The 24,315-nt window shown below is 32.4% G+C and carries 22 protein-coding genes and 1 rRNA gene; 20 read left to right on the top strand and 3 right to left on the bottom strand.

Annotation, left to right across the window (positions count from 1 at the left end; genetic code table 11):
- Positions 1 to 146: 146 nt before the first annotated feature.
- The 6 genes from ACP7BT_RS06840 (at position 147) to ACP7BT_RS06815 (ending at position 5,539) form a co-directional block, all read left to right on the top strand.
- Positions 147 to 1,154 carry an NADP-dependent oxidoreductase gene (locus ACP7BT_RS06840; RefSeq protein ID WP_002482647.1) on the top strand — a complete coding sequence of 336 codons (1,008 nt, stop codon included), beginning with the start codon at positions 147 to 149 and terminating at the stop codon, positions 1,152 to 1,154.
- A 20-nt stretch (positions 1,155 to 1,174) separates the two neighbouring features.
- Positions 1,175 to 2,182, top strand: a complete 1,008-nt coding sequence (locus tag ACP7BT_RS06835; protein WP_011302615.1) for a zinc-binding alcohol dehydrogenase family protein — start codon at positions 1,175 to 1,177, stop codon at positions 2,180 to 2,182.
- 221 nt (positions 2,183 to 2,403) lie between these two features.
- On the top strand, positions 2,404 to 3,978 hold the full coding sequence (locus ACP7BT_RS06830; protein WP_041080812.1) for a BCCT family transporter: 1,575 nt from the start codon (positions 2,404 to 2,406) through the stop codon (positions 3,976 to 3,978).
- Positions 3,979 to 4,121: 143 nt separating this feature from the next.
- Positions 4,122 to 4,658, top strand: coding sequence for an alkaline shock response membrane anchor protein AmaP (gene amaP / locus ACP7BT_RS06825; RefSeq protein ID WP_011302617.1), 537 nt, complete (start codon positions 4,122 to 4,124; stop codon positions 4,656 to 4,658).
- Positions 4,659 to 4,670: 12 nt separating this feature from the next.
- A complete protein-coding gene (locus tag ACP7BT_RS06820) occupies positions 4,671 to 4,910 on the top strand; it encodes a DUF2273 domain-containing protein (protein ID WP_041080814.1) in 240 nt (79 codons plus the stop codon).
- Between the two features lie 128 nt (positions 4,911 to 5,038).
- Positions 5,039 to 5,539 carry an Asp23/Gls24 family envelope stress response protein gene (locus ACP7BT_RS06815; RefSeq protein ID WP_041080815.1) on the top strand — a complete coding sequence of 167 codons (501 nt, stop codon included), beginning with the start codon at positions 5,039 to 5,041 and terminating at the stop codon, positions 5,537 to 5,539.
- A gap of 103 nt (positions 5,540 to 5,642) precedes the next feature.
- Here the strand turns inward: ACP7BT_RS06815 and ACP7BT_RS06810 are convergent, their stop codons facing one another.
- Complete coding sequence (locus ACP7BT_RS06810) at positions 5,643 to 7,598, bottom strand: IucA/IucC family protein (RefSeq protein WP_041080817.1); 1,956 nt, start codon at positions 7,596 to 7,598, stop codon at positions 5,643 to 5,645.
- A gap of 104 nt (positions 7,599 to 7,702) precedes the next feature.
- Here ACP7BT_RS06810 and ACP7BT_RS06805 point away from each other — a divergent pair, with 104 nt between their 5' ends.
- From ACP7BT_RS06805 to ACP7BT_RS06775, 7 genes are all read left to right on the top strand, one after another.
- Entirely contained in the window at positions 7,703 to 8,878 is a 1,176-nt protein-coding gene (locus tag ACP7BT_RS06805; protein WP_041080818.1) for an MFS transporter, read from the top strand.
- Positions 8,875 to 10,632, top strand: coding sequence for an IucA/IucC family protein (locus ACP7BT_RS06800; RefSeq protein ID WP_041080819.1), 1,758 nt, complete (start codon positions 8,875 to 8,877; stop codon positions 10,630 to 10,632). The genes ACP7BT_RS06805 and ACP7BT_RS06800 overlap by 4 nt, the downstream gene beginning before the upstream one ends.
- 3 nt (positions 10,633 to 10,635) lie before the next feature.
- Entirely contained in the window at positions 10,636 to 11,703 is a 1,068-nt protein-coding gene (locus tag ACP7BT_RS06795; RefSeq protein WP_041080820.1) for an alanine/ornithine racemase family PLP-dependent enzyme, read from the top strand.
- Between the two features lie 87 nt (positions 11,704 to 11,790).
- The gene (locus ACP7BT_RS06790) at positions 11,791 to 12,801 is read left to right on the top strand and encodes an ABC transporter substrate-binding protein (protein ID WP_041080822.1); all 1,011 of its coding nucleotides are present in this window, start codon (positions 11,791 to 11,793) and stop codon (positions 12,799 to 12,801) included.
- A gap of 12 nt (positions 12,802 to 12,813) precedes the next feature.
- Complete coding sequence (locus tag ACP7BT_RS06785) at positions 12,814 to 13,848, top strand: FecCD family ABC transporter permease (protein WP_041080824.1); 1,035 nt, start codon at positions 12,814 to 12,816, stop codon at positions 13,846 to 13,848.
- Entirely contained in the window at positions 13,845 to 14,807 is a 963-nt protein-coding gene (locus ACP7BT_RS06780; protein WP_011302626.1) for a FecCD family ABC transporter permease, read from the top strand. Before ACP7BT_RS06785 ends, ACP7BT_RS06780 begins: the two co-directional genes overlap by 4 nt.
- Positions 14,808 to 15,024: 217 nt before the next feature.
- The gene (locus ACP7BT_RS06775) at positions 15,025 to 16,398 is read left to right on the top strand and encodes a YjiH family protein (protein ID WP_041080826.1); all 1,374 of its coding nucleotides are present in this window, start codon (positions 15,025 to 15,027) and stop codon (positions 16,396 to 16,398) included.
- Positions 16,399 to 16,566: 168 nt separating this feature from the next.
- Here ACP7BT_RS06775 and ACP7BT_RS06770 read toward each other — a convergent pair whose 3' ends face one another.
- Together ACP7BT_RS06770 and ACP7BT_RS06765 are read right to left on the bottom strand one after the other, a co-directional pair.
- Positions 16,567 to 16,881 (bottom strand): heme oxygenase, encoded by a 315-nt coding sequence (locus ACP7BT_RS06770; protein WP_041080828.1) that lies wholly within the window; start codon positions 16,879 to 16,881, stop codon positions 16,567 to 16,569.
- A 249-nt stretch (positions 16,882 to 17,130) separates the two neighbouring features.
- Positions 17,131 to 17,391, bottom strand: a complete 261-nt coding sequence (locus ACP7BT_RS06765) for a hypothetical protein (protein ID WP_002482662.1) — start codon at positions 17,389 to 17,391, stop codon at positions 17,131 to 17,133.
- A gap of 175 nt (positions 17,392 to 17,566) precedes the next feature.
- Between ACP7BT_RS06765 and ACP7BT_RS06760 the strand changes: the two genes are divergently transcribed.
- The 7 genes from ACP7BT_RS06760 to ACP7BT_RS06730 form a co-directional block, all read left to right on the top strand.
- Entirely contained in the window at positions 17,567 to 18,070 is a 504-nt protein-coding gene (locus tag ACP7BT_RS06760) for a metal-dependent hydrolase (protein ID WP_041080830.1), read from the top strand.
- A 115-nt stretch (positions 18,071 to 18,185) separates the two neighbouring features.
- The gene (locus ACP7BT_RS06755) at positions 18,186 to 19,373 is read left to right on the top strand and encodes a UTP--glucose-1-phosphate uridylyltransferase (protein ID WP_041080832.1); all 1,188 of its coding nucleotides are present in this window, start codon (positions 18,186 to 18,188) and stop codon (positions 19,371 to 19,373) included.
- 16 nt (positions 19,374 to 19,389) lie between these two features.
- Positions 19,390 to 20,073 carry a PAQR family membrane homeostasis protein TrhA gene (gene trhA / locus ACP7BT_RS06750; protein ID WP_002482665.1) on the top strand — a complete coding sequence of 228 codons (684 nt, stop codon included), beginning with the start codon at positions 19,390 to 19,392 and terminating at the stop codon, positions 20,071 to 20,073.
- A 174-nt stretch (positions 20,074 to 20,247) separates the two neighbouring features.
- On the top strand, positions 20,248 to 21,585 hold the full coding sequence (gene sdrM, locus ACP7BT_RS06745) for a multidrug efflux MFS transporter SdrM (RefSeq protein WP_041080834.1): 1,338 nt from the start codon (positions 20,248 to 20,250) through the stop codon (positions 21,583 to 21,585).
- A 186-nt stretch (positions 21,586 to 21,771) separates the two neighbouring features.
- A complete protein-coding gene (locus ACP7BT_RS06740; protein ID WP_041080835.1) occupies positions 21,772 to 22,230 on the top strand; it encodes a SepA family multidrug efflux transporter in 459 nt (152 codons plus the stop codon).
- A 242-nt stretch (positions 22,231 to 22,472) separates the two neighbouring features.
- Entirely contained in the window at positions 22,473 to 23,537 is a 1,065-nt protein-coding gene (locus tag ACP7BT_RS06735; RefSeq protein WP_002482667.1) for a P-loop NTPase, read from the top strand.
- A 494-nt stretch (positions 23,538 to 24,031) separates the two neighbouring features.
- Positions 24,032 to 24,315 (top strand): 16S ribosomal RNA (locus ACP7BT_RS06730); the annotation flags it as partial.

Here is a 24,315-nt window from a genome sequence, read left to right as displayed (position 1 = left end):
AGATTTCCCCAATCTTCAATATTAAGTTTAATTTGTGTAATATAGCCAAATCATAACATGAGCGGATAAGGTTAAATAAGCGATTTGATTGATAGAACAAAACTATCTCTATAGAATATAAGAAAAGAGTGAATGGAGGCAATATAATGAAAACAGAAAGAATCGTATTAGCCAAAAGACCAGAAGGTATTCCTTCTAATGATGTATTCAAGTATGAAACAGTTGAAGTTGGTATGCCAGATAGTGAAGAAATACAAATTGAGACGCTCTATATTTCAGTAGATCCATACATGAGAGGTCGAATGGATGATAGTAAATCATATATTACACCATTCCAATTAAATGAAGCAATGAATGGTCACATCGTTGGTAAAGTAACTGAATCCAATGCGGATGGGTTCAATAAAGGTGACATTGTTACAGGTACTTTCCCTTGGCAAAAAGTTGTGAATGTAAAAGCAAAGCATGCCATTAAGGTTACGCAAACGAATATCCCTTTATATTTATATCTAAGTGTACTAGGTATGACGGGACAAACGGCATATCATGGTTTATTAAAAATTGGACAACCCCAAGAAGGAGAAACGGTTGTAGTATCAGCCGCTTCAGGTGCGGTAGGTTCAGTAGTGGGTCAGATAGCTAAATTAAAAGGCGCACACGTAGTGGGGATTGCTGGTGGCAAAGAAAAAACGAACTACTTAACTGACTCTTTAGGATTTGATGAGGCTGTTGACTATAAAGCAGATAACTTTTCAGAAGCACTGTCCAAAGCAGTACCTAATGGTGTAGATGTTTACTTTGAAAATGTTGGCGGTACTGTCGGAGATGAAGTAATGAAACACTTAAATCAATTTGCACGTATACCTGTGTGCGGTGCTATTTCAGGTTACAATAATACAGAAATAGAATATGGCCCACGTATTCAGCCAATTATTATTAAATCACAGGCCTTAATGCAAGGCTTTATCGTGGCAAATTATGCCGATGATTTTGCTAATGCAAGTAAAAAACTTGCGCAATGGGTACAAGAAGATAAGATTAAAACAAAAACTTCAGTAATGGAAGGATTCGACAATGTACCAGAAGCCTTTAGAAACTTATTTACAGGTGATAACTTTGGTAAACAAGTCGTTCAAGTTTCGGATAATAACTAATTATTAAGGAGATGCATGTTATGAAAGCGATCGGTGCAGATAAAAATTTTAATTTAGATGAAGGTAATTTATTTTACGAGTTTGATACTGAAACGCCACAACCAAAGCAATATGAATTACTGGTTCGTGTTAAAACAATCAGTGTGAATCCGGTAGATACAAAAATAAGAAAAACACCAGTAGAGCATGCACCACGCATATTGGGCTATGATGGTGTAGGTATTGTTGAGGCGGTAGGACCAGATGTAAGCCATTTTAATGTTGGTGATGAGGTATATTATTCTGGATCTCCAAAATATCAAGGGTCTAACCAAGTTTTGCAATTAGTAGATGAACGATTAGTTGCTAAAAAACCAAAGAATATATCAAATGTGGAAGCGGCAAGCTTGCCTTTAACAGGACTTACAGCATATGAAACATTATTTGATGCTTTTAAAATTTCATTTAATCCAGAAGAAAACAAAGGTAAATCTATCTTAATTATTAATGGTGCAGGCGGTGTAGGAAGTATCGCTACGCAAATCGCAAAGCATTACGGTTTAAATGTTATTACAACAGCATCACGTGAAGAAACAATTAATTGGTCCAAAGATATGGGTGCAGACATTGTACTTAACCATAAAAATGATTTAGCTGAAGAATTCAAGAAATATGAAATAAGTGAAGTAGATTATATCTTCTGTACATTTGATACGGATATGTACTATGAAAAGATGATTGAATTAGTAAAACCTAGAGGCACGATAGTTACGATTGTAGCCTTTAACAATAAGCAAGATTTAAACTTACTCAAACCTAAAAGTATTACATTCACACATGAATTCATGTCAGCCCGTCCAATTCATGAAACAGAAGATATGCAAATACATCGTGATTATTTAACAGATATAACTGAAAAAATCGAAGCGGGTATTTATAAACCAACTGTTACAGAAGTGATTGAAGGTTTAACTGTCGATCATTTATACGAGGCGCATGTTAAACTTGAAAACCAAGGAATGATAGGCAAACTGGTTATTAAACTATAAGTGTAAACAAAGTCATTTTATTTAAACATGCAATATAAACGTATTATAAACATCTTTTAAATTAGGCCACTTAGCAATGGTTAATTTAAAAGATGTTTTTTTAATTTTGAAGCGTGATTATTAATGTTTAATTATCTGTAACACTTTTCGCTGTATACGAATATATGCAAAAAGATAGGGTATGTATCATACATAAAGTATAGGGAGTGTGTAAATTTGATATGCGTCTAAATAAATTAACTGTGGTATTTTGGGTAGCATTGCTAATCTGTACGCTATTTGTGGTGTATGGTGCAGTTTTACCTAAGCAACTTGAAATGGTTACGCAAAATATTACGAATTTTATTGCAGTCAATTTTGGCTGGTATTATTTATTACTTGTATTATTTATTTTGATTGTTTGTGTTTATTTATTATTTTCAAGGTATTCATCTATTACTTTAGGGAAAGAAGGAGAAGATCCTGAATTCTCTTTAAAATCATGGTTTGCCATGTTATTTAGTGCGGGTATGGGTATCGGTTTAGTATTTTGGACAACTGCAGAACCTATTAGCCATGCATTCACTTTAACACCGTTACATAAGGCAGGTACACAAACCGCCATAAATGAAGCTATGCAATTCTCATTTTTCCATTGGGGCGTTCATGCTTGGGCTGTATATGGCATAGTTGGACTTGTATTTGCTTATTTTAATTTTCATAAAGGTTATCCAGGTTTAGTAAGTGCTACACTAACACCTATTTTAGGAACTAAAATGATGAGAGGACCTATAGGTGGTTCGATAGATGTCTTAGCTATCATTGCCACAGTTACAGGTGTTGCAGCAACATTGGGATTTGGTGCTTTACAAATCAATGAAGGCTTGCATTTCTTATTCGATATTCCGTCGAATTTTGCAACACAAGTCATTATTATTGTGATAGCAACCGTATTATTCACATGCTCAGCGTGGTCTGGTATTGATAAAGGGATCAAAAATCTAAGTAATATCAATATGATTTTAGCTTTTATTGTATTACTTGTTCTATTTTGTGTTGGACCAACATTGAATATTTTAAATACGTTTACCAATTCATTGGGAGACTACATTGCGAATTTCTTTAATATGAGTTTACGTATCCCACAAGCAGGCGGAGAAAAATTCCAATGGCTACAACAATGGACGATATTCTATTGGGCATGGTGGATTTCATGGGCACCATTTGTAGGTATATTTATTGCACGTGTTTCTAGAGGTAGAACGATTAAAGAATTTGTACTGGGGGTACTATTTGTACCAGCAGTTGTTTGTTTCTTATTTTTTGCAGTCTTTGGTGCGTCTGCCATCTATTTACAACAAAATGGAATTGCTAATATTGCAAAAGAAGCAACCGAAACAGCGACATTTGCGACGTTAGAACATTTTCCATTAGGGTTTGTACTCAGTATAGTGACATTAGTCGTTATTATGATTTTCTTTGTAACTTCAGCTGACTCAGCTACGTATGTTTTAGGTATGCTTAGTTCGAAGGGCAGTATCAATCCTTCAGGTTTTGTTAAATTAAGTTGGGGCATTATTTTAGCATTATTCGCTATGATTATGATCTATACTGGCGGCACGCAATCTATTCAGAACTTATTAATCATCGCAGCCTTGCCATTCTCGATTGTTATTATATTTATGATTTGGTCACTTTTTAAATCATTATCTATTGAAAAACCAAGGCCTAGTAATAAATTAATGATTTCAGATGATAAGCTTTTACAATATCGTAAAGCAAATCAGGAAGATAAATTTGAACAAAATAGTAAATAAGCAAAATTTAATAGTGAGTCTCAATTTGTTTTGTCAAAATTGTTAAAAATAAAATTCAATAAAAATGTTTTAAGAATTTTTTTAAGGGTATGTATTCTGTATGACAAGTACATATTATCAAAGCATAGGAGGTGTCATACGAGGTGAAACGACTTAAGAATTTTATCCTTGGTCTTTTAATCGTAGTAATTGTTGGCTTTTTACTCTTTATGTATATAAAAGATTCCAGAATAACTCAGTATCAAGATTATTTTACTCAGTTTAACTGGTTTGAACCAACACTTATTGGATTAGCCGCATTACTTATTATTATTGGTCTCATTTTAGTATTCAGCTTGTTTAAACCTACGTATAGAAAACCTGGACTTTATAAAGATTTTGAAGATGGTCATATTTATGTATCTAGAAAAGCGGTTGAAAAATCAGCTTACGATACACTTACACAATATGATCAAATACGTCAACCAAACGTCATTGCAAAACTTTATAACAAGAAGAAGAAATCTCACATTGCTTTAAAAGCAGATTTCTTTGTTCCTGGTGATGTTCAGGTTAAATCTTTAACAGAAGAAATTAGAAATGACATCAAGCAAAATGTTGAGCATTTTACAGAATTACCTGTTTCAAAATTAGAGGTTAACGTTAGAGATCAAAAAACTTCAGGCAAACGTGTGTTGTAAGGGAGGGTTATCATGGCTAACAATAATAACCAAAATGGACAAGATTCTACACAAGAAGTGGTTGATTTTTTCAAAACTTTTAAATGGAGAATTATCGGCTTCTTGACATTCTTAATCATTGCGATTTTATTCCTAACTTTAGGTTTTTGGAGTACAATTTTAATTTTAGTATTATGTTTGATTGGAATAGGAATCGGGTACACTAAAGACCGTAAGCAAGACTTTTTAAATTTCCTTAATCGATGGAGTTAATCTATTAAAATGATGTAACAAAGTAGTAGTGATTATTAAGTATTTATAAAATAAATTTTATTTAACAAAGTAGTAGTGATTATTAAGTATTTATAAAATAAATTTTATTTAACAAAGGAGAATGTATTATGGCAGTAGATAACAACAAAGCTAAACAAGCTTATGACAACCAAACAGGTGTAAATGAGAAAGAACAAGAACAAAGACAAGAGCAACAAAATCAACAACCTGAGTTCACTAATAAATTATCATTTTCTGATGAAGTAATTGAAAAAATTGCTGGTATTGCAGCACGTGAAGTTAGTGGTATTTTAGAAATGAAAGGCGGATTTGTCGACAACATTTCTAGCTCATTCGGTAGCAGCAACAATGTAACACAAGGTGTTAGTGTTGAAGTTGGTGAAAAACAAGCTGCTGTTGACTTAAAAGTTGTTTTAGAATATGGCGAATCAGCTCCAAAAATCTTCCGTAAAGTAACTGACTTAGTTAAAGAACAAGTTAAATATATTACTGGTCTTGACGTAGTTGAAGTTAATATGCGCGTTGAAGATGTAATGACTAAAAAAGAATGGTCTCAAAAAAATGAAAAAAACCAAAGTTCAAACAATGAGGACAAAGGTTTACAATAATTAATTGAGAATCTAATAAAAGTACCGATAAAGCCTAGGCTTTATCGGTACTTTTTTCGTATTTAAAATTAATATAAACGCATTCATTCAATCTATTTTTACTTTAATCTAGCGGACGGTAAAGTGGGTTATCGACTTTGATGTACGTATAATAGTCTGCTTCATCTTCTAATCTCATTGTCGTTACGCATTTATAATCAATTTTCGAAGCAAATAAAATGGATTTAATTGATTTGATTCTAGTCGTATCATCCATAGTTTGTGAGATTACTTGAAGTTTTTCATGAAGCATATTGCTAATCATAGACCAAATTGAAGTCTCCAAGTCTTTACTTTCACTAGCCTGAGCTATGGATACGATGAGTTCACCGAGATGATTTTGGATACTTGAATAGAAGACTTTGTTAAATACGGTTTGAGATTGATCAGTTAATATTAATGACTTTTCATGAAATGTATCGGTAGAATAACCCATGCTATTTAGATAGTGCTCATCAATACGTAATCCCTCAAAATCCCTAATGTAGAGCTTATCTATAGAACCATCATGTTTAAATGTCGCAATTGAATTTTGTAAGTGAGCTTCTAAAGCGATGCCATATTTTACATATAACGGTAATGCTAAATCTATTAATGCTTGAGCATACGATTGCATCCATTGGATACTCGCCTCATCATAACTCTCGAATTGATGTGCTTTTTTGTATTTTTTAATTAATGTCCATATAGGTGTTTCACTATTATTGATATAGTTAGCAACAAGACTTGATGGAATCATCGGTATGGTATTGCTTTGAATAGATTTATAAATGTTTTCACGAAATAGTGTACCTAATTGTTCACTTTTAATGGTTTGTATCGATTCGGCGTCTTGCGGATTATAAAAATGTATACTTGCGAGCTCATCAATCGTATCTGCCTTAATATTTTTAAAGAGACTATCTGTGGTTTTAATATTATTTAATATTCTTGTAACTTGTGGCCCATTAATTGTTGTCTGTTCAGATAAAGTACGAATTTCACCAGTAATGTGAACATTAGTGGATAACTTGATATGTGGTAATGTTTCTGGTAATTCAGGCATCAGCGTCCTAAATGATAAACCTGCAAAATAATCTAATTCGTAGTCAACAGGGATAATGAGTCCTTTTTCAAGTTCTTGAATATAATCTTGTTTTAAAATTTCATCATATTGCCATGGATGTACAGCCATCGCGTAGTAATTATCAACTTTGTCATTACCGAGTATTTTAACTGCTGAATCATGTAAACCATCAAAGCAATTGTAGACTAAGTCATTATAATTATTATTTAAAGCATGTGTTTTAGCGATATTTTTATGAATTAATATAAATTGCAATTTGATGTTATTTGCAAATTCAGAAGAATAAGCAATTGCAGTTTCAGGTGTCATACCTTTACGTAATTTGGCACCTGGATGTAATGGATGACCTTCGACAACTGCTTGCTCAGACCTTAAATACGGATCGGCCGATGCGTAAATGAGTTCACACAATGGTTCGCTATCATCAGTCAGTGTATACGCCTGATAACTTAATGCTATGGCCATATTAGCTACGCTATTATCCATATCTTCTTTGAACTGCATACTTGCCTCATTATCTAAGTGAGGTGCTTCTAATAAAATACACGATAATATTTCACTTGGATGTAATATACGATGATATTCATTATTTTGTTCAAAATAAAATGGCCCTGTCACATTAATTCTGTCGAAGGCATGTTGTCCTAAAATAGGCGCATATAACTTTCTTTGTGCATGTGGGAATGAAATTGTTAATACTTTCGTATGTGGTGTAGCTATTGTGAAAGATAACTGTTTAGTATCAATGATTTCACTGTAATCTCGGCAATTAACTAAATTCTCCCGATGCATTGAAGTTATCAATCTTTGTGAAATTTTATCTCGACTTTCTAATAATATAGAATTAAATGCCTCTGCCCAAGTAGGGTTTACAGATTGTATATAAGACAGCGCGTATTGTTCATCATTAGTAAGTTTATTAATTAAATTGTTGTCGTTTATTTTGGAATTCATAATGCACCTCTAAAAAAATTATTTTACAAACGTATAAGATATTTGTATAATCCATATTATCGATAATGATAATTATTATCAATTAAAAAAACAGGAGGAATTACATGGCAAAGTATTTTTTTCCAAGTTCATTCTTACTGTTTTTAGGGAACTGGATTGGACAAATTACGCTGAATTGGTATGTATTTACTTTATATCATAACGCAATTTATCTCGGATTAATTAATTTTTTCCGACTCGTACCCATTTTGCTCATAAGTGTATGGGCGGGCAGTTTGGCAGATAAATATGAAAAAGGTAATCTTTTAAAAAAAACTGTATCAGCGTCTTGCATATTAACTACTATACTATGTATTTTAACATTTCAACATGCAAAACTACCTATTGTTGTATTTTTAATTTATGCGCTTGGGCGGGGAATAATGAGTGCTATAGAAACACCAGTACGTCAAGCAGTGCTACCAGATTTAACTCAAAGATTAACGACGACTCAGGCTGTTGCTTATCACTCATTTATTATTAATATTTGTAGATCGATTGGACCCGCCATCGCAGGTTTTATCATGGCTACTTACAATGCAGAAATAAGTTTTGGCGTTCAAGCGTTTTGCTATCTTGTATCACTCATACTTTGTTTGCCATTGAACTTTAGTGAGCATATAATAGCTAAGGAAAATACAGATGTAAGCATAAAGTATGTGATGACATATTTTAAAGAAAATTTAGAAGGATCTAGAATCTTTGTGACGTCATTATTGATTATGGCAACTGGATTTACCTATACAACGTTATTACCAGTATTAACGGATAAAACATTTCCCAACCAAGTGACTATTTTTGGGAGTGCTATGACGTGTTGTGCGATAGGTGGTATTATTGCAACCATGATTTTACCTAATATTTTAGAGAAAGTATCAATGGTGAAAATGTATTACGTGAGTTCGATTTTATTCGGAGTATCACTGCTTTGTACAATTAGCAGTCAAACTTGGTTGTTATTTACATCTATATTCTTTATAGGTCTTTTTAGCCAATGGGCACGCACTACAAATAGAATTTACTTCCAACATCGAGTGAAAGCAGAACATAGAGGTAAAATACTCAGCGTCGTAATGATGGACAGAGGAATGATTCCTTTAGGCGCAATGGTCATGAGTTTCTTGGCAGAATTTATCGGGATTATTGAAACTTTCGTCATCATGGGTATAAGTACATTTATCATCGCATTCGTATTTAGTGTGATTAGTAGACAAAGAAAAAATGGAGGCAGTATTGTATGATGCATCAAACGTGGCAGTTAGCAGATAGAAATGTACAATATCGTATTTTTAATGCAATTATTAAAGAACAAATTTTTCCTGAAAACATGTTTTTTAACGAGTATGAGCATTTTGTTGAATTGCAAATTCATGGCCAAGTGTTGAAATTACAAAAATCTAGAAAGAGTGCTATGGAAAGATATGAATTTTATGGTGCTATCTCCTATATCAAAGGTAAAGTAGAGACTGAGATTGCTTCATTAGAACAACTTTTAACTGTACTGGATACTCATTTTGATATTCCAATTAGTCAAAGATTAACTGAAGAATTGCTATCCAGTAGAGAAGGGTTCGCATTAACGTATGAACACTTTAATCATAGACAATCGCTAATTCATGCAACACTTAAATTTTCAAAAATGCCTGAAACAATTAATTTCTTTTCATGGCTTCAACATATGGCAGATACTGAACAAATTAATGACTTAAGTTATTCAGAAAGTCTTGTCATCGAAGGTCATCCAACACACCCTTTATCAAAGACGAAGTTACCTTTATCAGAAGCAGAGATTAAACAATATGCACCAGAATTTGAAAAAATAATTGGTTTGCCAATCATGCTTATACATAAACAACATTGTGTCATAACATCTATGGAAAACGATACGGACTTCATTTTAGATGAGATTGTTCCTGAATATCGTTATAAATTAAAAGCCTTCTTGGATGTTCACGACTTGGAATTAAATGATTATAGTTTAATGTTTGTACACCCTTGGCAGTATGAAAAGGTTATTCCGCATCAATTTGCAGAATGGATTGAATCTAAGTATTTATTACCAACACCTTTTGAAGTTGAAGCAAAAGCAACACTATCATTTAGAACGATGCAATTAATAGGGAAACCTTACCATATCAAGTTACCAGTTGATGTACAAGCCACAAGTGCAGTACGTACAGTGTCTAGTGTGACAACGGTAGATGGGCCTAAACTCAGTTATGAATTACAGGATATGCTAGATATATATCCTCAACTGCATGTTTCTATGGAGCCGTTTGGTATTCATGCTAAGACGGAGCCTGATATTGCACGTCATTTGGCTTGTATTGTCAGACATCAACCCTATTTGGCTGATAATGGTACAACTATAGTGACAGCGAGTTTAGTCAATAGAAATCCAGTTGATAACCAAATAACAGTAGATAGTTATTTGAATTGGATTAATGATGAAATTACAGAGGGTACGATTAAGAAATTTCTCAGTGTTTATACCAAAACATTGATTGATCCTTTAGTAGCCTATATACAAGATTATGGTATTGCGTTAGAAGCACATATGCAAAATACAATTGTTAATTTAGGTCCTAATTATCAAATGCAATTTATTATTAGAGATTTAGGTGGTTCAAGAATTGATTTATCAACATTACAACAAAAATTGCCCAATATCACGCTTACAAATAAAAGTTTAATAGCAGAAAATATAGAATCAGTCATTGCTAAATTTCAACATGCTGTAATTCAAAATCAAATTGCGGAACTGATTCATCATTTTTCTCAATATGATGGGGTTGAAGAAACACAGCTATTTGAGATTGTAAGTGAAATTGTAGAACAAGCAATTGATCCCCATAAACCACATGCCCAAAAATTAAGAAATGTGCTATTTGGGCCGACAATTACTGTTAAAGCTTTATTAAGAATGAGAATGGAAAGCAAAGTGAAACAATATGTAACAATAGATTTGAGGAATCCGATATATAAAGAGGTGTAACGTATGGCGCAAGTAAAAATAAATTTATCAAAAATAAAATACAATGCTCAAGTGCTATCGTCTATTTTTAATCAAAATCATATACGATTTACACCCGTAATTAAGTGTGTTGGTGGTGATAATAGAATTGTAGAAACACTCAAAGAAATCGGATTGACACACTTTGCAGATGCCCGTATTGAGAACATTACTAAAAGTAAAAATGAAGATCTATCTTTTATGATGATTAGGACGCCAAGTCGAAGCGAATTAAACGATGTCGTGCAGCAAACGGATATCAGTATCCAAACTGAAATAACAACGATTCGACGATTAAATGATATCGCTAGGGAAAAAGGTACAAAACATAAAATATTGTTGATGGTAGATTGGAAAGACGGTCGAGAGGGCATTCTTACCTATGACATCATTGATTATATTAATGAAATTTTGTACATGCACCATGTGTTAATCGTTGGTCTTGCGTTTAATTTTATGTGTTTTCAATCAGTCATACCTACAGAAGAAGATGTGGCTTTAATCAATCAATTTGTAGATTCAGTGGAACGTGAGACAAATATGAAATTTTCAATTATTTCAGGTGGCAATTCGAGTATGATTCCCCAAATGCTTTATAGAGATTTTGGCAGAATTAATGAGTTAAGAATAGGTGAAACTTTATTTAGAGGTGTAGAAACAACAACAAATCAATCCATAGCTTCTTTATATCAAAATGCAATAACCTTAGAAGCGGAAATTGTAGAAATTAAACCTCGAATGAATATTGCTACCGGACATCAATACTTACAAGCGATTGTGGATATAGGAAATTTAGATACAGCTGTTGAAGATATCCAACCGTTACATCACCATATAAGCATTGCAGGTGCTACGAGTGATCATGTCATGCTTGATTTATTGAATCAAGATTACTATCAAGTAGGTGATAAAATACAATTCAGTTTAGGTTATAAAGCATTAGCCCATAGTATGTATATGGTTAATTTAAAAAAAGCTTATCATCACGATGAGATCATAGAAAATTTGTGTAACAATTTTAATGTTGAAAAATCAAATCGTTTTAAGCTTTAATAAAAAGACTAAAAGTTTTTATTGACACCGATAATCATTATCAATAGAATTAAATATGTAATTATACATATCTAAGGAGTGAAAACGATGAAACATAGTTATAAAATTATGGGTATCCTGTTTTTAACTTTAACACTAGTCATACTGGCTGCCTGTGGTAGTGTCAGTGATAATGATTCGAGTAAATCGGATAAAGGTGATGACAATAAAGAGGGTGTGACGATTAAACATGATGGAGGTACTACTAAAGTTGCCAAAGATCCTAAACGTGTTGTTGCACTTGAATTCTCATTTGTTGATGCATTAGCTGCTTTAAATGTGAAACCAGTAGGCGTAGCTGATGATGGTGACAAGAATAGAATTTTGGAACCAATACGAAAAGAAATTGGTGATTATACATCTGTAGGCGCACGTAAACAACCAAACTTAGAAGAAATCAGCAACCAAAAACCGGATGTCATTATTGCAGATACGAATAGACATAAAGGTATTCAAAAAGATTTAGAAAAAATTGCACCAACGATTATGTTACCAAGCTTTGATAGTGATTATAAAGATAATATAGAAGCCTTTAAAACAATTGCTAAAGCAGTCGGTAAAGAAGATAAAGGTAAAGAAAGACTTAAAGAACACGATGAATTAATGGATAAATATAGTAAAGAAATTACTATGGATAAAAAACAATCCGTGTTACCTGCAGTAGTAGCGAAATCAGGACTACTTGCACATCCTGAAAACACATACGTAGGTCAATTATTAAAAGAATTAGGCTTTAATAATGCATTAAATAAAACAAAAACAGATAACTTATCTAAATACTTAAAAGGACCTTACTTACAATTAAATGCCGAAGTACTGTCAGATATTAATCCTGGACGTATGTTTATTATGGCAGACAAAGGTGAAAACGATCCAAATCTTAAAAAACAAGAAAACGATCCAGTTTGGCAAGATTTAGATGCAGTGAAAAATAATCGTGTTTCTGTAGTAGATCGAAATACATGGGCACGTGCACGTGGCATTATTTCTTCTGAGGAAATTGCTAAGCAACTAGTAGATATTTCTAAAGAGGAAAAAAAGGATAATCAACAAAAGTAGGGTGACAGGTAAATGACTAAATCAAATAGCATTGACCCAACCAAATTAATAGAGAAAAAAACAAGAAAACGCACAGCACTCACATTTATTGTGAGTGTGTGTGCGCTTTTTGTCATTATATACTTCAATTTAAGTGTTGGGTCGTCGCATATTACGTTTAACGATTTCATGGATTACATATGGCATCATACCGACACGAAACAAACATTTTTAATACATAATGTGCGTATGCCACGCATGTTGGCAGCCTTATTCATTGGTGCTGCCCTGGGTGTAGCAGGTCTGTTAATGCAGGCAATGACGAGAAACCCATTGGCATCACCTCAAATTTTTGGTGTGAATGCCGGTGCTTCATTTGTTATCGTCTTTATCACTATGATTGTACCTGCTTTATCTGAATTCGCAACAATACTTGCATTTATAGGCGCATTTATAGGCGGACTTACAGTATATTTTCTATCTGGATCCACTAAGGGCATGACGCCAGTTAAACTAGCACTAGCTGGTATGGCAATCCATCTATTTTTTTCTAGCTTGACTCAAGGCATTATCCTTTTAAATGAAGATGCAACTTCAACGGTAATGTTTTGGCTTGTGGGTTCATTATCTACAATACAATGGCCACAAATTATAGGTGTCATACCATGGTTTGTGCTCGCATTTATAGGGGCCATTGCGATTGCTAAGCAACTAACAATCATGGAACTTGGTGAAGATTTAGCTACGTCTTTAGGACAAAATGTTAAATTAGTAAGAATAGCCACTGGTTTATTGGTCATTGTACTTGCAGGTGCATCCGTTTCAATTGCAGGACCAATTGGATTTGTAGGATTAATTGTACCTCATATTGTAAAACACTATATACGTGCAGATTATAGATTAATGGTTCCACTGACAATGGTGATTGGTGCAGATTTACTATTGTTATCTGATGTTTTAAGTCGATTAATTGCTTTTCCATTTGAATCACCAGTTGGTATCGTGACTTCATTTGTAGGCGCACTATACTTCTTATTAATAACAATTAAAGGAGTTGATAGATTATGATGGGTAAATTAACTTTGCGTTATAGCATCGTAACAGTTTTGTTAATAATTTCTGCAATCGCATCATTGTCTATCGGTGCTGTATTTATGAATCCAATTGAAGCGGTTAAAAGTTTATTTAATCATGATAACTTTATTTTAAATGAATATAGAATACCTCGAATGTTTCTAGCAATAATTGTTGGTAGTAGTTTAGCAATATCTGGCTCATTGATACAAGGTGTCGTGAGAAATGCCCTAGCGTCTCCAGATGTTATTGGTATTACAAAAGGTGCCAGTTTATCTGCTGTAACAATTATTATGTTGTTTCCTTCTGCACCGTTGTTTATACTACCTTTTGGTTCGTTTGCAGGAGCATTGTGTATTAGTATCATATTAACTGTATTGATATCTAAGTTTAATGTTCAAGGCTCAAAACTTGCACTTATAGGTTTAGCAATTGGTGCGATTTGTACAGCAATTGTGCAATATTTATTAATTCGAAATCCAATGGATGCAAATACGGCATTAGTTTGGTTAACAGGTAGTTTGTATGGTCACAGTATGATGAATGTTTGGGTTATTTTGCCTTGGTTTATCATCGCACTTCCGATTATTCTATATTATTGTCATCAACTCGATATTTTGTCATTAGGTGATGATATTGCAACGGCATTAGGGACAAAAGTGAAAAAAATTAAAATGATTCTTCTATTATTAGCTGTCATTTTAGCCGGTGCATCTATTTCAATTGTGGGTGGATTGAGTTTTCTAGGATTGATAGCGCCGCATATTGCAAGAAGAATTGTAGGTCATAAACACATTCATATTACGCTAATGTCAGGGTTGATTGGGGCTTTACTCCTTTCAATCAGTGATTGCATTGCAAGAGGCGTCCATCCGCCCCTTGATATTCCAGTAGGGGTGATTGTGGCAATTGTAGGTGTACCATACTTTTTATTTTTATTAAGAAAAATTTAATTTAAATTAAGTAAAGAAATAGGATGTAAATTGCAAAAGTAATCGCTTTCATTTAAAGTAGAATTAATTCTATGCTTATAGAATCGATTCTACTTTTTTAAAATGACAGTAAATAGACAAAAATTACCGATTTACATATTTATACATTATACGTTATAATTATAGCTGTTGTTTTTTAAAAATAAAATCAAATTAATACACCTAAGGGGTGAATAGAGTGAATCAATATAGTAAAGCCCAGATTGTACGTGGTCGACTTAAGTTTATTATCATGTCTTTAATTGGCATAATTTTATTCTTAATGCCAATAAGCGTGACTGAAGATGGTGAAAAACAAACAACTTTACCTGTTGCATTTTTAGCTGGACTTTTGAAAGACACTATCGGAGGTGCAATGCCTTTAATTATTGTGATTATTATTACACTATCAGGTATTTTATCTGTATTATGTTCTACAGTACTGAAAAATAAATTAGCACCGGAAGGATTAATGTACAACGCATTTAATGTTAAAATCGGATGGCTCATTTTGAGAATATTAGCAGTTGTATTTGTATGGATTACATATTTAAAAGTCGGCACTGAAGTCATATATTCTGCAGACACAGGTGGTCTTGTATTTGAAAGTTTACTACCGACGTTGGTTACGGTATTTTTCTTTGCTGCACTATTCTTACCATTGCTTATGGAATATGGATTATTGGAATTACTAGGACCAGTATTTAGACCTATTATGAGACCATTATTCACATTGCCGGGTCGTTCTACAGTAGATAATTTAGCATCTTTTATTGGTGATGGTACGGTAGGTGTCTTAATTACAAGTAGACAATATGAAGAAGGATTCTACTCAAGACGTGAAGCAACAGTGATTGCAACTACATTTAGTGTTGTATCTCTTACCTTTGCAATTGTTGTTGCAGAAACTGTGCACATGCAAAACCATTTCTTTTATTTTTATTTAACGGTTATTATTTCTTGTTTAGTGTGTGCATTTATTTTACCAAGGATTTGGCCTTTAAAATCTATTAAAGATGAATATGCAAAAGAAGTTTCTGAGGAAATGAGAACTGAGCAGCTACCAGAAAACAAAACGCCATTAAGACATGGATTTGACATGGCTACAGAAACTGGTATTAAAGCACCTGGTTTTAGATTATTTTTCAAATCAGGTTTTAAAACAGTGATTGATATGTGGTTCGTTATTTTGCCAGTAGTCATGAGTGTAGGGACATTAGCTACAATTATCGCGACATATACGCCTTTATTTTCAATTATTGGTAAACCATTTGTACCATTTTTAGAATTACTACAAATTCCTGAAGCTGTACAAGCCTCAGAGACTGTATTAATTGGATTTGCCGATATGTTTTTACCATCTATTTTAATTGAAGGTGTAGGTAATGATATTACTTTATTTGTAGTTGGTGCATTAAGTATTACTCAATTAATATACTTATCAGAAGTAGGCGGTGTGATCTTAGGATCAAAGATACCTGTGAGTATTTTTAAGCTTTTCGTTATTTTCTTAATTAGAACGATCATTGCGTTACCTATTATTTCATTGATGGCACATTTATATTTCAATTAATAGGCGCCTTTACAGATTAAATATCACATTGTATTACTAAAGTATTGTCATACAAAAAGCCATAAAGCAATCTATCAATATAGATACTTTATGGCTATTTTTAATTTGTCATATAATGTATGAACTGTAAAAACTACCGGTACTGGTATCGCTAATATAACGTCAGAGTTATGAGAGCTCTGAAATCACATTTGCTTTAACTACTTTATTACCTAGGATAGGTGAATCGTCACTTTTAGTTTTTGATTTACCTTCATGTGCTTCTTTGAAAGCATCGCTCTTCAACCAACCTTTAAAGTCATCTTCAGAATCCCACCAAGTATTGATATACATTTGATCGTAATCTGCTTCATCATCAATAAGCCAAACTTCAACTTTTTGGAAGCCTTCTAATTCTTGGATTTTACCACCTTGAGTAAACTTTGATGCCATTTTTTCTGCGAAGCCTTTTTTAACATCGATTCGATTTGTTACAACGTACATGCTGCACACCTTCTTTCATTAATATAAATATATTATAGCATTGTTGATTTAAGAAGGTAATTGAGAACGCTTATTAATTAGCGAGCAGATTACAATTGAAAGGCGGTAAATGGTTCAAGCTATTTATAGCAAAGTGAAAATCTCATTAGGTCATTTGTTATAGAAGAAAAGAGGTATAACGAGTAAAATTTAAATTTACTCGTTATACCTCTTTTTATTAATTTTATTTAAGTGAAGTTATTATATGAATTACTTGGTAACTTCATTATAAACTTTTTGATCATTTTGCGTATAAATAATGTATTCATGGTCATCAGTATCGATGATAACGCGGTTCGTTTTTCCAAATGTAGAACCGATTCTCGAAACTTTATCTCTATCGAGTTTTGGTACTTCATGGATATTTTGATCTTGTGAAATGTTCTTAATTTCACTTGTTGGAATTTTGATATCTGCAACTCTCCACTGAATTCTTACTTCATTATTATCTTTTTTTACTGTCATTGCCATAACTCGAACACATCCTTTAAATAATTTGTAGATATATCATACAATATATTGCAATCGTTTTCAAGCTATTGTGTGATACTTTTTCGAAAAAGGTTATACTCATATGTTTTTACGAAAGTATGTTCGCATTAATCGTGTGATTATGCTAAAATATTAATGATAAGGAGAAGTGAAAATGACAGGTAAAACACATGCATCATGCGGCTTATTAGTCGGGGCTTTAACTATAGAATATTTTCATACAGATTTGTTTACTTCGATTACAGTTATTACGCTTGCAGTCATATCAAGTTTAGTACCTGATATTTGTCATACCCAAAGCAAGATAGGAAGACGATTTAAACTGATTAGTTTTTTCATTAGAATGATATTTGGGCACAGGACATTCACACATTCATTGTTATTCATCGCAATTATTGTTTGTTTACTATATGTCATACAAACGCCATCATACTATTTAGTTACGATTATTCTAGGATTGCTTTCACATGTTATACTAGATATGCTAACGCCAAGAGGTGTTAAGTTATTTTATCCGATACCAATTAATGTGAAATTCCTAGTTGTATTTAAAACTGGTGGGCTAGTTGATATCTCATTGGCAAGTGCATTGACCATTGGCGCAATTTATGTGATTTTTCATCCATTTTTTAATAATCTATTCTTGAATTGGTTATAATTATGGTTGTCCTAAGAATCATAATAATATAAAGTACATATAGTGAAATGATATATCCATATTATAAAAAAGGTATAAATTATATCTGATTAAATGGATATTAAGGAGAGAGAGCATGTTAGATAAGAAAACGCTAGAAAAGTTTAATCAAGAACATCTCATTGAGTTTGAAAAATTAATGAGTTCAAATGAGAAAGAACACTTATCTGAAAAACTTGAATCATTAAATTTAGCTGATATTAGAAATTTATATAATGATTTATACTTGAATAAAAAGGTAATTGATGATGTTTCTTCTGTTAATGAAGTCAAATATGACGTGAAAAGCGAATTTACAGTTGATGAAATCGAACAATATGAAAAAATTGGACTTGATGCGATTAAAAAAGGCAAATTTGCAGTTTTATTAATGGCTGGTGGTCAAGGGACAAGGTTAGGCTACAAAGGTCCAAAAGGTTCATTTGAAATTGAAGATACGAGTTTGTTTGAAATTCAAGCGAAACAATTATTGGCATTAAAAGAACAAACAGGTCAGTATATCGACTGGTATATTATGACAAGTAAAATTAATGATAAAGAAACACAACTATATTTCGAGTCGAAAAATTATTTTGGTTACGACAGAGATCATGTACACTTCTTTATGCAAGATAATATTGTCGCTTTGTCAGAAGAGGGTAAACTGGTATTGGATGTGGATAGTAATATTCTTGAAACGCCAAACGGTAATGGTGGTGTATTTAAATCATTAGCAAAATCAGGTTATTTAGATGAAATGACTGAAAATGGCGTCGAATATATTTTCTTAAATAATATTGATAATGTGTTAGTTAAAGTATTAGATCCATTATTTGCAGGATACACATTTCAGAAAAGTATGGACATCACTACTAAGTCCATACAACCCAAGGATGGGGAAAGTGTTGGTAGGTTAGTCAATGCGAATCAAAAAGACACGGTTCTAGAATATTCAGAATTAGATCCAGAAATAGCTAATGAGTTTAACAATGCTAATATTGGAATCCACTCATTTAAACTGGCGTTTATCAATAATGTTGTTGATTACGACTTACCATATCATTTAGCGATTAAAAACTTAAAACAATTAGATGAAGACTTTGGTGTAATTGAACTACCGACATTAAAGTTTGAACTATTTTATTTTGATATCTTCCAATATGCGCATAGTTTTGTAACATTACAGGTACCTAGAGAGGAAGAATTCTCTCCACTTAAGAATAAAGAAGGTAAAGATAGTGTTGAAACGGCTACGGCTGATTTAAAACGCATGAATATGATATAAAAAGGTGGTTACACTCATGTCTCATTCAGTAGAAGCTGAAGATAATAAACTGGTTAAAACATTTAAAGATATTATTCCCCTGACTTTTGGGGAAGAAATTGGCAACTCAGTATCACATGGAGTGGCTGCTTTTATAGCATTATGTGCATTGCCTTATGCAGCGATACATAGTTTTCTTGAATATGGTGTGTTAGGTGCCTTTAGTGTCTCTGTTTATGTAATAAGTATTTTTTTAATGTTTATCTCATCAACGGTATATCATGCCATGCCAAATCAATCATCACATAAATTCATATTAAGAATAATCGATCATAGTATGATTTATGTCGCGATTGCAGGTACTTATACACCGATATGTCTTACTTTGGTCGGTGGTTGGATTGGCTGGTCTAGCATGGTTGTCTTGTGGGGCATTACAATCTGGGGCATTCTTTACAAATCGTTAGCAAAAAATGTTAATCATAAGTTAAGTTTGATTATGTATTTAGTTATGGGATGGATTGGTGTACTATTTTTGCCAACAATTATTTTTGATTCATCTTTACTATTTATGTTATTTATATTGTTTGGTGGACTTGCCTATACAATAGGAGCTTGGTTTTATGCTCAAAAAAACCGTCCGTATTTTCATATGATATGGCATTTCTTCATTGTAGTTGCATCCGTATTTCACTTTGTAGCTATCATGTATTTTATGTAAGATAATTAAAGTTGTTAACAGTGTTCATTGACATTGTTAGCAGCTTTTTTTATGGCATGTTTAAATGTTGTATGCACTGAAGAGCGTTTTTGAAAAATGTGTTGAACTTATAAATAAATAATGGTTAAGTAGATATTGATATTGTTAGAAAATTTAAGGGTTAGGAAGTTATATATGAATATAAAATCATTAGGCATTATTATTGCGTTAATATTAATTATGTTTATGTCTGCAATAGAAACTTCAATCGTTTCCTTAGCATTGCCAACTATAAAAAATGATTTAAACGTAACGTCATCTATTTCATTGATATTTGCTGTGTATTTTATTGCAATTGTTATTGCAAACCCGATTGTTGGGGAATTGTTAGATCGTACTAAAATTATATATATTACATTATTAGGGCTTATGTTATTTACAATAGGAAGTTTATTTTCAGGGCTAAGTGACACATTTACCATGTTAATCATCTCTCGCTTTATTCAAGGATTGGGTGCAGGTGTCATGATGGCATTAAGCCAAATTGTCCCAAAACTGGCATTTGAGATACCTTTACGCTATAAAATCATGGGAATCGTTGGAAGTGTATGGGGGATATCCAGTATTATAGGACCTGTTTTAGGTGGCGGTATTTTAGAGTTTGCTACATGGCATTGGCTATTCTTCGTGAATATTCCAATTTCAATTATTGCAATCATACTTGTAGTGATTACATTTCATTTCGAGAATGAAAGTACATCAACTAGTGCTAAATTAGATGTAAAAGGCTTATCGTTATTTTATACTTTTGTATTCTTTTTAATATTTGCAGTGATGTATACAGCCAATATTTATTTAAATATCATTTCAATCATATTAGCTACGGTTGTCGGTGTTGTGTTATATAGAAATGAAAAGACAATAAAAACACCTTTTATACCAGTGCAAGAATTTAATAAAACAATTGTTTTAATATTTTTTACTGATTTTGCATATGCAACTATACTTATGGGTTATAACCTCTATATGCCAATTTATTTACAAGAAGATCTTGGCTTATCTCCATTACAAAGTGGGTTTGTTATTTTTCCAATTTCGTTTGCGTGGCTAGTATTGAATTTTAATTTAGATAAAATAGAAGCAAAAATGACTAGGAAGGCATTATATATATTTGCATTTACATGTTTAATGCTTTGTGGCATTTTAGTATTTATAGGAACTAACTCTCCAATTTTTATTGCTTGTAGTTTGTTATTAGCAGGTATAAGCTTTGGTACAGTTTATACTAAAAATAGTGTTATCACACAAGAAGAAACCTCTCCTAAAAATATGAAGCGTATGATGTCATTATACACTTTGACTAAGAGCCTGGGTAATTCAGTCGGATCGACAATTATGGGCTATGTCTATGCGTTATCTATTCCAATTATTGGTTTGCATATTCATAACATTGTAATTTTGAGCTTTGTCATCTTGTTTATACTTATAATATTATGGTCCATCACATATCGAAAACAAGATACATTAACTTAACATGTTTTAACATTGCTAAGTGTTTTTGTTTAAAATGAATAACAAATGATAATATAGTAGGTTGAATTTCTGTCGTTTGGTCATATAAAGTTATAATGGTAAGATATATAATGCATTCATATCACATATAAGAAAATATATGTTTATATAGTCAATGATTGATTAAGAAAGGGAGGACAGTAAGCTATGAAATATTTAAGATATTTATTAACAACGCTTATTGTGCTTTCTGTATTTATTATTTCTGGTGCGATTTTTTTAACTTTTTTAGGATTTGGTTTATACGGATTAAGTAGAATTTTAATCTACTTTCATCTTGCATATTTTGGTTATAATAAAAGTTTTTACGATAACTTGATATATTACGGTAGTTATATTGTATTAGGCTATTTCAATTTATTCATTGTAGAAAATTTAATGGATTATTTTAGAAAAAAATTACCTGAAAATCCTTACTTTCAAGGACTTACCTTTCAATTAATTACGTTTTCAGTAACTACATTGTTGTTTTATTTTATAGTGCACATACATTATACCTATATCGACATCGACTTTTGGGTAATTGTATTAATTATTGGCGTATTATTCATCTGTAAAGAAATATTTTATCCGGATAGTAAAAATTTAAATCAAAAAAATAAATAATGTAAGTGAACATTATATTCTTAAACATAAGGAAGATATTGCATATTTTGAATTCCAAACAACTTAAATACATTGATCTAAAGTGAAAGTAGTTAGCTTATTATTCTAATATTAAGAATAGATTGAGCTAACTGCTTTTTTATTGAACAAATTATATTTATACTTAAATTAAGCTATTTAAAGCAAATGTTAGTTTTGTTTGTTAAAATATAATTGATATTTAAATAAGAGGGGGACGCTTTGTGTTAACGATAGCGCAAGTTAAAGAACTTGTTGGAGAATTAAAAGATCCAATAATAGATGTACCATTAAAAGAAACAGATGGAATAGTAGAAGTTACTATTAAAGAAGAGATAGAACACGTTAGTGTTAAAGTAGCAATGGCGCAATTAGGTGGACAACCGCAATTAGATTTGCAAATGGCTATTGTAGAAGTATTAAAGGAAAATGGAGCAAACACGGTTGGCATCAGATTTGAAGAATTGCCGAGTGATGTTGTTGAGCAATATCGTGGCTCTGGCGAAAACGAAAATCAAACCATTGAAGGATTACTTTCAAAAGATAATCCAGTAGAATTTATCGCTATTGCTTCTGGTAAAGGGGGCGTTGGTAAATCAACAGTCGCTGTTAATCTAGCAGTATCATTAGCGCGTGAAGGTAAAAAAGTAGGCTTAGTAGATGCTGATATCTACGGTTTTAGTGTTCCAGATATGATGGGAATTGATGAGAAACCAGGTGTACAAGGCAAAGAAATCATTCCCGTAGAACGTCATGGTGTGAAAGTGATCTCAATGGCATTCTTTGTAGAAGAGAATGCACCAGTGATTTGGAGAGGACCCATGCTAGGTAAAATGTTAACTAATTTCTTTGTAGAAGTTAGATGGGGAGATTTAGACTACCTTATCTTAGATCTACCTCCAGGCACAGGAGATATTGCATTAGATGTTCATACGATGCTACCTTCAAGTAAGGAAATTATAGTGACAACGCCACATCCAACAGCAGCATTTGTCGCAGCCCGTGCTGGCGCAATGGCTAAACATACAGAACATTCTATTCTAGGTGTAATCGAAAATATGTCTTATTTCCAAAGTAAAGAAACAGGGAATAAAGAATATGTATTCGGTACTGGTGGCGGAGAAAAACTTGCAGAAGAACTACAAACTGACTTGCTAGGACATCTCCCGTTAGAACAACCATCTTGGAATCCAAAAGACTTTGCACCTTCAATTTATCAAGCTGATGATCGACTCGGTGAAATCTATCAATCCATGGCACAACAAATCATTGATAAAACGACAAAATAAGTCATTTCAGTAATGGATAGAGATTATTTTAATTTCTATCCATTTTTTTATTGCAATTTTTTAAAATGGTGGTAGAATAGTTTCTTGTGGCAAACAATTGCTACTAAATAAGCGAACGAAAGAAATCACAAAATCTTAAATTAAATATTGACTTTCCATTGAGGAATTGATATTATTTAAAAGTCGTCAAAAACGGCAACAACATTATTTAAAGAAATTATAAAAAGTGTAAAAAATATACTTGAAATAATCTTAATAATAATTTAATATTATTAAAGTAATGTTAATTACTCATTTAAAAAATATTAATTTTTTGTTGACAAGTTGTCAACAAAAATGATATAGTAATGAAGCAACTATTTAAATGAACATTGAAAACTGAATTGCAATATGTCAACGTTAATTCCGAACGCAACATTAAATTGTTGGTTCAAAACAAGTGTTAGAGATAACACAAATTAGTATTTTATGAGCTAATCAAACATCATAATTCATTTATGGAGAGTTTGATCCTGGCTCAGGATGAACGCTGGCGGCGTGCCTAATACATGCAAGTCGAGCGAACAGATAAGGAGCTTGCTCCTTTGACGTTAGCGGCGGACGGGTGAGTAACACGTGGGTAACCTACCTATAAGACTGGGATAACTTCGGGAAACCGAAGCTAATACCGGATAACATTTGGAACCGCATGGTTCTAAAGTGAAAGATGGTTTTGCTATCACTTATAGATGGACCCGCGCCGTATTAGCTAGTTGGTAAGGTAACGGCTTACCAAGGC

The organism is Staphylococcus sp. Y174-1 (assembly GCF_049897865.1).
GTDB lineage: Bacteria > Bacillota > Bacilli > Staphylococcales > Staphylococcaceae > Staphylococcus > Staphylococcus saprophyticus.
Note: the sequence above shows the minus strand (reverse complement) of the source record. Positions and strands in the feature narration are given on the sequence as shown.

What these genes read in the sequence shown, in the direction of transcription:
- ACP7BT_RS06800 (WP_041080819.1), top strand. Translation starts at nt 8,875, where the DNA reads ATGATGCATCAAACGTGGCAGTTAGCAGATAGAAATGTACAATATCGT.
- ACP7BT_RS06830 (WP_041080812.1), top strand. Translation starts at nt 2,404, where the DNA reads ATGCGTCTAAATAAATTAACTGTGGTATTTTGGGTAGCATTGCTAATC.
- ACP7BT_RS06810 (WP_041080817.1), bottom strand. Translation starts at nt 7,598, where the DNA reads ATGAATTCCAAAATAAACGACAACAATTTAATTAATAAACTTACTAAT.
- ACP7BT_RS06790 (WP_041080822.1), top strand. Translation starts at nt 11,791, where the DNA reads ATGAAACATAGTTATAAAATTATGGGTATCCTGTTTTTAACTTTAACA.
- ACP7BT_RS06805 (WP_041080818.1), top strand. Translation starts at nt 7,703, where the DNA reads ATGGCAAAGTATTTTTTTCCAAGTTCATTCTTACTGTTTTTAGGGAAC.
- ACP7BT_RS06780 (WP_011302626.1), top strand. Translation starts at nt 13,845, where the DNA reads ATGATGGGTAAATTAACTTTGCGTTATAGCATCGTAACAGTTTTGTTA.
- ACP7BT_RS06820 (WP_041080814.1), top strand. Translation starts at nt 4,671, where the DNA reads ATGGCTAACAATAATAACCAAAATGGACAAGATTCTACACAAGAAGTG.
- sdrM (WP_041080834.1), top strand. Translation starts at nt 20,248, where the DNA reads ATGAATATAAAATCATTAGGCATTATTATTGCGTTAATATTAATTATG.
- ACP7BT_RS06760 (WP_041080830.1), top strand. Translation starts at nt 17,567, where the DNA reads ATGACAGGTAAAACACATGCATCATGCGGCTTATTAGTCGGGGCTTTA.
- ACP7BT_RS06840 (WP_002482647.1), top strand. Translation starts at nt 147, where the DNA reads ATGAAAACAGAAAGAATCGTATTAGCCAAAAGACCAGAAGGTATTCCT.
- ACP7BT_RS06770 (WP_041080828.1), bottom strand. Translation starts at nt 16,881, where the DNA reads ATGTACGTTGTAACAAATCGAATCGATGTTAAAAAAGGCTTCGCAGAA.
- ACP7BT_RS06740 (WP_041080835.1), top strand. Translation starts at nt 21,772, where the DNA reads ATGAAATATTTAAGATATTTATTAACAACGCTTATTGTGCTTTCTGTA.
- ACP7BT_RS06835 (WP_011302615.1), top strand. Translation starts at nt 1,175, where the DNA reads ATGAAAGCGATCGGTGCAGATAAAAATTTTAATTTAGATGAAGGTAAT.
- ACP7BT_RS06755 (WP_041080832.1), top strand. Translation starts at nt 18,186, where the DNA reads ATGTTAGATAAGAAAACGCTAGAAAAGTTTAATCAAGAACATCTCATT.
- ACP7BT_RS06785 (WP_041080824.1), top strand. Translation starts at nt 12,814, where the DNA reads ATGACTAAATCAAATAGCATTGACCCAACCAAATTAATAGAGAAAAAA.
- trhA (WP_002482665.1), top strand. Translation starts at nt 19,390, where the DNA reads ATGTCTCATTCAGTAGAAGCTGAAGATAATAAACTGGTTAAAACATTT.
- ACP7BT_RS06795 (WP_041080820.1), top strand. Translation starts at nt 10,636, where the DNA reads ATGGCGCAAGTAAAAATAAATTTATCAAAAATAAAATACAATGCTCAA.
- ACP7BT_RS06815 (WP_041080815.1), top strand. Translation starts at nt 5,039, where the DNA reads ATGGCAGTAGATAACAACAAAGCTAAACAAGCTTATGACAACCAAACA.
- ACP7BT_RS06765 (WP_002482662.1), bottom strand. Translation starts at nt 17,391, where the DNA reads ATGGCAATGACAGTAAAAAAAGATAATAATGAAGTAAGAATTCAGTGG.